Annotated in this window: 13 protein-coding genes; 9 read left to right on the forward strand and 4 right to left on the reverse strand. The window is 63.7% G+C overall.

Annotation, left to right across the window (positions count from 1 at the left end; genetic code table 11):
* Position 1: 1 nt before the first annotated feature.
* The 5 genes from PSET11_RS04060 to PSET11_RS04080 all read left to right on the forward strand — a co-directional run bounded on the left by PSET11_RS04060 (position 2) and on the right by PSET11_RS04080 (position 4,208).
* Positions 2 to 817, forward strand: coding sequence for an ABC transporter ATP-binding protein (locus PSET11_RS04060; protein ID WP_124090832.1), 816 nt, complete (start codon positions 2 to 4; stop codon positions 815 to 817).
* Positions 814 to 1,854 (forward strand): siderophore-interacting protein, encoded by a 1,041-nt coding sequence (locus PSET11_RS04065; RefSeq protein ID WP_124090833.1) that lies wholly within the window; start codon positions 814 to 816, stop codon positions 1,852 to 1,854. Before PSET11_RS04060 ends, PSET11_RS04065 begins: the two co-directional genes overlap by 4 nt.
* Positions 1,855 to 1,960: 106 nt before the next feature.
* Positions 1,961 to 2,824: an SGNH/GDSL hydrolase family protein gene (locus PSET11_RS04070; protein ID WP_124090834.1), complete on the forward strand. Its 864-nt coding sequence runs from the start codon at positions 1,961 to 1,963 to the stop codon at positions 2,822 to 2,824.
* Between the two features lie 51 nt (positions 2,825 to 2,875).
* A complete protein-coding gene (locus tag PSET11_RS04075; RefSeq protein WP_124090835.1) occupies positions 2,876 to 3,355 on the forward strand; it encodes a MarR family winged helix-turn-helix transcriptional regulator in 480 nt (159 codons plus the stop codon).
* Between the two features lie 91 nt (positions 3,356 to 3,446).
* A complete protein-coding gene (locus PSET11_RS04080) occupies positions 3,447 to 4,208 on the forward strand; it encodes an SGNH/GDSL hydrolase family protein (RefSeq protein WP_124090836.1) in 762 nt (253 codons plus the stop codon).
* On the opposite strand, the gene PSET11_RS04085 is transcribed toward PSET11_RS04080, so the two are convergent.
* Together PSET11_RS04085 and PSET11_RS17065 are read right to left on the reverse strand one after the other, a co-directional pair.
* The gene (locus tag PSET11_RS04085; RefSeq protein WP_124090849.1) at positions 4,195 to 4,992 is read right to left on the reverse strand and encodes an FAD:protein FMN transferase; all 798 of its coding nucleotides are present in this window, start codon (positions 4,990 to 4,992) and stop codon (positions 4,195 to 4,197) included. The genes PSET11_RS04080 and PSET11_RS04085 overlap by 14 nt on opposite strands.
* 64 nt (positions 4,993 to 5,056) lie before the next feature.
* Entirely contained in the window at positions 5,057 to 5,287 is a 231-nt protein-coding gene (locus PSET11_RS17065; RefSeq protein ID WP_345788809.1) for an FMN-binding protein, read from the reverse strand.
* Positions 5,288 to 5,345: 58 nt separating this feature from the next.
* Between PSET11_RS17065 and PSET11_RS17070 the strand changes: the two genes are divergently transcribed.
* Entirely contained in the window at positions 5,346 to 5,576 is a 231-nt protein-coding gene (locus PSET11_RS17070) for a hypothetical protein (protein ID WP_345788810.1), read from the forward strand.
* A 70-nt stretch (positions 5,577 to 5,646) separates the two neighbouring features.
* On the opposite strand, the gene PSET11_RS16830 is transcribed toward PSET11_RS17070, so the two are convergent.
* Positions 5,647 to 6,528 carry a ferric reductase-like transmembrane domain-containing protein gene (locus PSET11_RS16830; protein WP_238989019.1) on the reverse strand — a complete coding sequence of 294 codons (882 nt, stop codon included), beginning with the start codon at positions 6,526 to 6,528 and terminating at the stop codon, positions 5,647 to 5,649.
* A gap of 12 nt (positions 6,529 to 6,540) precedes the next feature.
* Positions 6,541 to 7,092 (reverse strand): ferric reductase-like transmembrane domain-containing protein, encoded by a 552-nt coding sequence (locus PSET11_RS16835; RefSeq protein ID WP_238989020.1) that lies wholly within the window; start codon positions 7,090 to 7,092, stop codon positions 6,541 to 6,543.
* Between the two features lie 325 nt (positions 7,093 to 7,417).
* Here PSET11_RS16835 and rpmB point away from each other — a divergent pair, with 325 nt between their 5' ends.
* The 3 genes from rpmB to rpsN are packed head-to-tail and all read left to right on the forward strand — an operon-like array spanning position 7,418 to position 8,131.
* On the forward strand, positions 7,418 to 7,654 hold the full coding sequence (gene rpmB / locus PSET11_RS04100; RefSeq protein WP_124090838.1) for a 50S ribosomal protein L28: 237 nt from the start codon (positions 7,418 to 7,420) through the stop codon (positions 7,652 to 7,654).
* Positions 7,654 to 7,821, forward strand: a complete 168-nt coding sequence (gene rpmG / locus PSET11_RS04105; protein WP_013602737.1) for a 50S ribosomal protein L33 — start codon at positions 7,654 to 7,656, stop codon at positions 7,819 to 7,821. The genes rpmB and rpmG overlap by 1 nt, the downstream gene beginning before the upstream one ends.
* A 4-nt stretch (positions 7,822 to 7,825) precedes the next feature.
* Positions 7,826 to 8,131 (forward strand): 30S ribosomal protein S14, encoded by a 306-nt coding sequence (gene rpsN / locus PSET11_RS04110; RefSeq protein WP_124090839.1) that lies wholly within the window; start codon positions 7,826 to 7,828, stop codon positions 8,129 to 8,131.
* The last annotated feature ends 310 nt before the right edge of the window (positions 8,132 to 8,441 follow it).

An 8,441-nucleotide genomic window follows, 5' to 3' on the forward strand; every position in this document is an offset into this window, starting at 1 on the left:
CATGGCACTTCTCAACGCCAAGGACCTGACGCTCAAATACGATCAGCGCTGCGTGGTCGAAGGCCTCAGCGTGGCAATCCCCGAAGGCCAGGTGACCATAATCGTGGGAGCCAACGCCTGCGGAAAATCCACGTTGCTCCGCGGCCTCTCGCGGCTCCTCAAGCCAGCCAGCGGCACAGTCACCCTGGACGGCAAGGACATCCACGCCAAGCCGGCCCGCGAACTTGCCCGCGCCCTCGGCCTACTCCCACAGCATCCCACGGCCCCCGATGGCATCACGGTGCGCGATCTGGTGAGCCGTGGCCGGTACCCACACCAGGGCTTCTTCCGCAGCTGGAGCGTCAAGGACGACGCCGCCGTGCAGCGCGCGCTGGAGGCTACGGAAACGTTGGACCTCGCCGAGCGCGACATCGACGAGCTCTCCGGCGGACAGCGGCAGCGCGTATGGATTGCCATGGCCCTGGCCCAGGAAACCGAGGTGCTGCTCCTCGACGAACCCACCACCTACCTTGACCTGGCACACCAGGTGGAGGTGTTGGACCTGCTCACCGACCTCAATCGCACTCGAAAGACCACCGTGGCGATAGTCCTGCACGATCTCAACCTTGCCGCCCGTTACGCCGACAACGTCATTGCCATGAAGGCCGGCGCCGTCGTGGCCATGGGCTCACCTCGAGACGTGGTGACCGAGTCCTTGGTGCGGGACGTGTTCGGCCTCGAATCCCGCGTCATCCCCGACCCCATTTCAGGGACCCCATTGATCATTCCCATCGGGCGGCATCACGTCCCCGCGAAAGAACTGGAGCTAGCCTCATGACCAGCACCGAAACTGCCACCGTCGAACCACAGGTTTTGGCTTTCGAAGTCACCGTTGCCTCCGTTGAGGAGTTGAGCCCCACCTTCCGCAGGATCACGTTTGGCGGCTATACGCTGCGGGATTTTGGCGTAAATGGCGACACCCTCGACCTGCGGATCAAACTCATGATCCCCTCCGTTGCCGCCGATGGCAGCGAGATTCCGTTGCCGACGTTTGAGATGTCCCAAGCCGGTTGGTACCGCGAGTGGCTCGGCATGGACGAAACCGTTCGTGGTTCGATGCGGACCTACACCGTGCGTTCCTCCCGCCTGGACTCGGTATACCCCGAAATCGACGTGGACTTTGTGATGCACTTCGATGACCACGGCAACGGCGGCCCCGCAGCCAACTGGGCCCTGAACGCCAAACCCGGTGACGCCATCACCATCATTGGTCCCAACAATCGCGCGGCCACAGCACAGGGCGAAGAGGCCTATGGCGGCATCGAATGGCGGCCAGGAATGGCCCAACGTATCCTCCTGGCTGGCGATGAGACCGCCGTCCCCGCCATCTGCGCGATCCTCGAAAGCCTGCCGAGCTACATGAGCGGGCAGGCCATTCTTGAGGTTCCCGAGGCCCGCGACTTCCAGGACATCAAATCAGCCGCTGACGTTCAGGTCACGTGGCTCGCGCGCGGCGCCTCCATCGGCCTGTCCCGCCCGCACGGCGAACTGCTGCAGGAGGCAGTGCGGAAGGCCGTTCCCGTGCCCGGTTGGGTTGGTGTCACCACGGCCGCCGCCGGTGCGGGGCCCGAACCAGAGGACGTTAATGTGGATGTGGACATCCTCTGGGAAACGCCCGCCAGCCTGAACAGTGCCGCCGTTGCGGCCACCAAAAACCCGGACAAGCCGTCAGGAGCGTTGCCGTTCTACGCCTGGATCGCGGGAGAGGCGGCTGTCATCAAGGACATGCGCCGCTACCTGGTCCGCGATGTGGGGATCGACCGCAAACAAGTGGCCTTCATGGGGTACTGGCGGCACGGCAAGTCGGAGGGCTGACGCTGCAACCCTCCCGGACGTTTGGCGGCTGGGACGATGACTTTCCCGTACTTCCTGTTCATCCCGCCGTCGTCCGCCCGTTATGTAGAGCGGTTACTCTCGGTTGATGCCTGCTGCCCCGTTGCTTCCAGAGAGCGGTCGGCGCGTGTTCGTGGCTTTAGGGGACTCGTTCACTGAGGGCGTGGGGGACCGCGATGCGAGCTTGCCGAACGGCGTTCGCGGTTGGGCGGACCGAGTGGCCGAAAAGTTAGCTAAGGCCCAACCGGGGTGGCGGTACGCCAACCTGGCCATCCGCAGCAAGCGGCTGCGGCACATTGTTGCCGAGCAACTGCACCCGGCGATCGCCATGAACCCGGCCCTGATCACGCTATACGCCGGCGGTAACGACATCCTCGACCTGAAAACAGACATGGCCGTCCTGATGGCTGACTACGAACGGCTTGTCGCGCAACTAGCGGGAACTGGCGCCGTCGTGGTGCTCTTTACCGGATTCGACGTGAAGGTTTCGGCGCTCCTGGAACCACTGAAGAAGCGGAACACCCTCTACAACCAGCAGGTGCGGGCACTTGCGGATAAGTACGGAGCTGTCTTGGTGGACTACTGGTCCTTGACGGCGTTTCGCGACCCGCGCATGTGGGATTCGGACCGGCTGCACATGTCCAAGGCAGGGCATAAGTACTTGGCCGGACAGGTCCTGGACCAACTGGGAGTGCCGCACAAGTTCACGCCCAAGGACTGGGATGCCCTCGGGCGGCGGAGCCTTCGAGAGTGGGAACGGCATCAGCGCCGGTGGGTGAATGATTGGGTGTTGCCGCTGGTGGGCCGCAAACTTCGGGGCACCACGCTGGGCGACGACCTGGGCCCGCGTTGGCCGGAACCAGTCAAGGTGCCGAAAAAGGGTGGGCTGCGGAAACTCGCTGCGGAGCGGGCATCCGGAACCCGTCCGGTGCAGACGGATTTTCACAGCTGAGGCCGTGATGAGCTTGAAGGATCAACAGGGGCTTTCTCGTAGTATGGGTGCATGACCGAAACACGCTGGCTTTCTGCAGAAGAACGCCGTGCCTGGCTGGCGCTCGTAAGCATCAACACGCTTCTGCCCGCAGCACTGGACACCAAGCTGCACGCCTCCGGGAAGCTGTCGCTCTTCGACTACACCGTCATGGCGATGCTCTCTGAAGCGGAGGGCCACTTTCTGCCCATGAGCGGGCTGGCGGCCAGGAGCAGCGCATCCCTTTCGCGACTTTCGCACGTGGTCACCAAGCTGCAGAAACGCGGGTGGGTGGAACGCCGCCCGCACCCACACGACGCCCGGGTCACTACTGCGCACCTCACTGACGAGGGGATGGACACCATCGTAGGACTGGCCCCGGACCACGTGGAGAGCGTCCGCGAGTTGGTCCTGGATGCACTATCGGAGCGGGATGTGGCAGATCTCGCTCGGATCGGCGAAAAGATCGTGGGCCGGTTGGACACTAACCACTGGATCCTGCGCGAGGACTGAAGCACCACGATGCCGCCCCGGCATTCTCGCCTCGGGAAGTCGCGGCTCTATCTGCTTTGGCACCGGCTTTGGGCGGTGGCAAACTGGCCAAATGACATACAGCACCCGGTTTGTAGCCCTCGGCGATTCCTTTACTGAGGGCGTCGGCGACCCTGATCCCACCCGCCCCAACGGAGTGCGCGGCTGGGCAGACCGCGTGGCCGAACAATTGGCGCTCGCCGACCCCCACTTCGGATACGCGAATCTCGCTATTCGCGGCCGGAAGCTGCGGCAAATTTTGGCCGAGCAGGTGAGTGCCGCCGTCGAACTTAAACCCACCCTGGTGAGTATCTACGCCGGAGCCAACGACATCATGCGGCCGCAGATCGACATTGACGCACTCATGGCGGATTACGACGACGGCGTCCGCGCGTTGAGTGCCACGGGCGCCACTGTGCTGCTCTTCACCGGGTTCGATGCCCGGGGATCGAAGGTCTTCAGCACCATGCGCGGACGCACCGCCATTTACAACGAACTGGTGCGCGGAATTGCCAGCGACCACGGCGCGCTGGTGGTGGACTACTGGCGGTTCAGTGAGTACTACGACTGGGGCATGTGGGCCGCGGACCGGATGCATATGTCTGCTGCCGGCCACGCAACGATGGCTCAGCGTGTTCTGGGCCTCCTGGCACGGGAGCATGCGATTGACGTTCCACCCATGACTCCGGTTCCTGAGCTGAGCAGGGCCGAAGCCTTGAGGGCCAATGCCCGATGGGTGCGCGAATACGCTGGACCCTGGGTTGCCCGGCGGCTTACCGGGAAGTCTTCCGGCGATGGGCTTGCGCCTAAGTATCCGGAGCTCAGCCGGCTCTAGCGGTGCGGTGGAAGGCGGGGGTGGCCACCAGCGAACCGTCTGCACGAACGGCGAGGATCGCCACGTCCCAGCCCTCCACCGCCCGGTCCAGCATGGCGGATCCGCCCGAGACCACTGCTGTGGCCAGGACATCGGCGGTGACAATGTCTGGCGCCGCAACGGAAACTTGGACGAACTCTGGAGGCCGTCGCTGCTGCCGCCAGATGTGCTCGCCTCTTTCCGCGGAACCGGATGTGGCCAGGGCCAGGTGATGTCCGTCAGCGGCGAGAGGGTAGGCGGACAGCAGATGCCCGCGATCGGTCGGATCCACGATTCCTGCAAGCCACGGGCTGCCATTGCTAGTGCCAGTGCGAGTGCTGCTGCCGGGGACGGGAGAACCGCTGGCCACTACATCACCCCCGGCATTCAGGCACCAGTTCAGGCGGCCCAGCGCCGACAGCGACAGCCCAGCTTCGCGGATCGCGTGGCCCTTCACGATGCCGGATAGGTCCAGGACTCCGTCCGGCCGTTCGGAGTTGAACGCACCTTCGGTGAGCAGCCGCCAGTCGTGAGCCTCCGCGTATCGTTGGCGCATGCTTGTGGAGGCATGCCGCAGCGTCAGCTCACCGCGGGCCAGCCGGCTGGCCTCGGAATCCGGCCGGTACAGGCTGAAGGTTTCATCCAGATCGCGGAATATACGTTCGACGACAGCGGCAGAGGCTGCCAGTTCATCCTCGGCCGCCTGCCCTGCCGCCTGCGCTGCTGCCACGTCGGTTGCCAGGGTAAGGCTGATCACCGTTCCCATGCTGAGAAACGTCCTGGCCTTCAGGGGAGTTGCTGGATTGTCGTGCGGTTCTGCGCCCGGAAGGTCAGAGGTTTGCTGCATCGATGGCTGCCTGGAGCGATGTGAGGTACGCGCCGCTGGTGACGGTGGCGCCGCTGACGGTTTGAACATTGGCCGACTGGGCTGCCAGCACTTCACTGCGCAGCACGGGTGCGGCCCTGTTGCTGATCTGGACCGACTTCCGGTCATCGTCGGTCAGGTGGAGCGCCGTAACCTCGGTGATCGAGCCCCCACTGACAGTGATTTGTACCTGCACCGAGCCAAATCTTGTCTGGACCGCCGTCCCTGCATAGATTCCGGCGGTCTGGGTTTGGGTGCCCCCGGATGTCGTTCCGGAAGCGCTGGACGACCCCGTGCTCGGCGCTCCGCCGGTGCTGCTGGCACCCGAGGAAGGACTGGCACCCGAGGAGGGGCCGGTTCCAGACGATGCGCCACTGGCACCTGTGGAAGCGCTGGCACCCGAGGAGCCGCCGCCGGTTCCCGAGGCGGCGCCCGATGCTGCCGCCGTCGTACTTCCCGCAATGACGCTGGTCCCGCCTGCCTGAGTTCCGGCCTGCCACCCGGCCAGGAGAATTCCGGCCGATGCGACGGCTGCAGCAACTGTTCCCCGTGTTCTCACCAGTCGAACCTTTCGTGATGGATTTGCCCGGCTGGAACGCCTGCCAACCCCGCAGCCGCAACCACGTTCGCCGTCCATCGGGCGGGGCCGCAGATGTAGATGTCTGCCTCGGCTGCGTCGGGGACGTAGGAGGTGAGGGTATGACCGCTGCGGTAGGCATCATCCGTGAGCCAGCTGAACTGCCCGTCCGCGCGGGGACCCGTCAGGTAGAAGAGTCGCGCACCGCGGACCCTACAGAGTGAGAGGATTTCGCGGCTGAGGTATAGCTCCTGCTCGCTGTGGCCGCGCAGTAGGACGGTAGCTTGGCCCGGGGCGAATGGCGTCGCTTCGAGGAGCGCCCGCAAGGGGGTGATGCCGATACCCGCGCCGATCAAGACCACCTTGTCCCTGGTCCGGGCCGCGGTCCCGAACAGCCCGTACGGACCTGCGACGGCCACCCGGGTCCCTGCATGCAGTCGGATCAGCTGGGCCGAACCGCTGCCCAGGTTGCGGACGGTAATGCGCAGGGTGCCGATCCCGTCGGTTGCGTGGACCACCGGTTCTGCCGACAGGCTGAAGGGGTGGGGGTGCCACCACATCCCGGGGGCGAGGAACCGCCAGATGAAGAACCGGCCACCGGCCCCGGAGAGCTTGTCCAGGGCACGACCCTTCATCACGATACTCACCACACCCGGAGCCACCGCTTCGACCCGGACCACGCGGAGTTGGTGCCGATACGTGGCGACCAAAGGCAGCGCAACCCGGAAGCAGAGAAGTGCCAGCCCGGTCGTGCTGCAGAGGCCAGCCCAGTACCCGTGTTGCCAGGTTCCCTCGGCGAACAGGCCACCCACGCTGAACTGATGCGGAATGGCCATCCCGACGGCGGCGTAGGTAATCAAGTGGATTGCGTACTAAAACTCATAGGCGAATCGGCGTCGGATTGCCACCAGGGACGTCACTACTGCGGCGATGAACAGCATCATGGAGAGGTACGCGAGCCACATGTCCGGAACCAGCACCCACAGGGCGACGCTTTCGCTGACAGGATCCAGTCCCTCCGCCAATCCGTAACCAGCCGCGATCAGCACGCCATGTGCCAACAAAAGGTACAACGCGGGTTTTCCCAGCTTGCGATGGAACTCCAGCGCCCTGTCATGGCCCACGGTCCGGTCCACCAGGGGAGTCCTCGCGGCCAACAAAAGCATCAACAGGACCAGGTCCATTCCCACCAGGCCAGCCACGACGCCAGCAGCCGTCACTGCGCCTGAAGGCGTGCCGGCGGCTGCCAACGCGCCGTCGGACAGCCATAAGGCCACCGCGGCAGCAACGGATGCCCAGGCAACCACCGTCAGGAGGTCGGCGCGGAGGAGTCTGCGTCGGTGTTGCGCTGCAAAGCGGCTACGCCCCGCGCCGTGTTGCGGCGGTGGGCTTGAGCCGATGGCGGCGGGGAGCTGTGCGGTCATGTATCCAGAGTCAACGCGGCAGCTTTCATTTCGCTGTGAGAAAGGGTCCGTTGTAGCTGTGGTTCGGGCAATTACGGCGCCGTGCGCCTGCAGCGCGACAACATGATTGGTCTTTAATTGCCGCACCTCGTAGACTTGGTAGGCGCTAAGTGCGCGGAGCGTGCGCAATTGCTCCGGTTGTCCGGGAATTCTCCTGTGGTGGCCGGTAGTTAGGGGCTCAAGTTGCGTGACTGACCGTTCGCCTTACTTCAATGTGGGTCGCCCTTAGCAGCATGGTCCAGCAGCAGATATGCGGATCATTACATTCAATTCTTGAGGAGAAGTCATGGCAGCACACTGCCAAGTGACCGGAGCCGAGCCGGGCTTTGGGCACAGCATTTCGCACTCGCACCGCCGCAACAAGCGTCGGTTCGATCCGAACATTCAGAAGAAGCGCTACTGGGTTCCGTCCCTGCGCCGCAATGTCACGCTGCAGGTTTCTGCAAAGGGCATCAAGACCATTGACGTTCGGGGCATCGACGCTGTCGTAGCCTCCATTCTCGCTCGTGGGGTGAAGCTCTAGTGGCTAAGGACAAGGACGTACGTCCGATCATCAAGCTCAAGTCGACTGCGGGCACGGGGTACACCTACGTAACCCGCAAGAACCGTCGTAACGACCCGGACCGTATGGTTCTGAAGAAGTACGATCCCAAGATCCGCCAGCACGTCGAATTCCGAGAGGAGCGCTAAACACATGGCTAAGAAGTCAATGATCGCAAAGAACGAACAGCGTAAAATCATCGTTGAGCGTTACGCTGCAAAGCGCCTCGAACTGAAGAAGGCTCTGGTTGACCCCAACTCGACCGACGAAGTTCGTGAAGCAGCACGCCTCGGCCTGCAGAAGCTTCCCCGCAACGCGTCGCCCGTCCGTCTGCGTAACCGCGACATCATCGACGGCCGTCCCCGCGGTACCTTCCAGAAGTTCGGTATCTCCCGTGTTCGCTTCCGCGACATGGCTCACCGCGGTGAGCTCCCGGGCATCACCAAGTCTTCCTGGTAATTCAGCACTGCTGATTCCAGCTGCTTGAGAAGAGCCGGCAACCTTCGGGTTGCCGGCTCTTCTGCCTTTAAGCCAGGCGTACATTCCGTGTGCTGCAGCGCATAAAAGAGGCGCGCGACGGCGGTGCTTGATTTGGGCGCACTACCCCGGGCTTTGCCGCGGGTTTCCGGGCGATGGGTACCGCGGTGCCCGGATTTGCGGTGGAGATGCGGGGCGTGTATTGTTTTCTAAGTCGCCGCGAGGGAGACAGTGAAGAACTGGGAACCTCGGGTGGCCACATTCCCCTAAATTTTCTTCTTGGTTTCTGGCC

The organism is Arthrobacter ulcerisalmonis (assembly GCF_900609065.1).
Classification (GTDB): Bacteria; Actinomycetota; Actinomycetes; order Actinomycetales; family Micrococcaceae; genus Arthrobacter; species Arthrobacter ulcerisalmonis.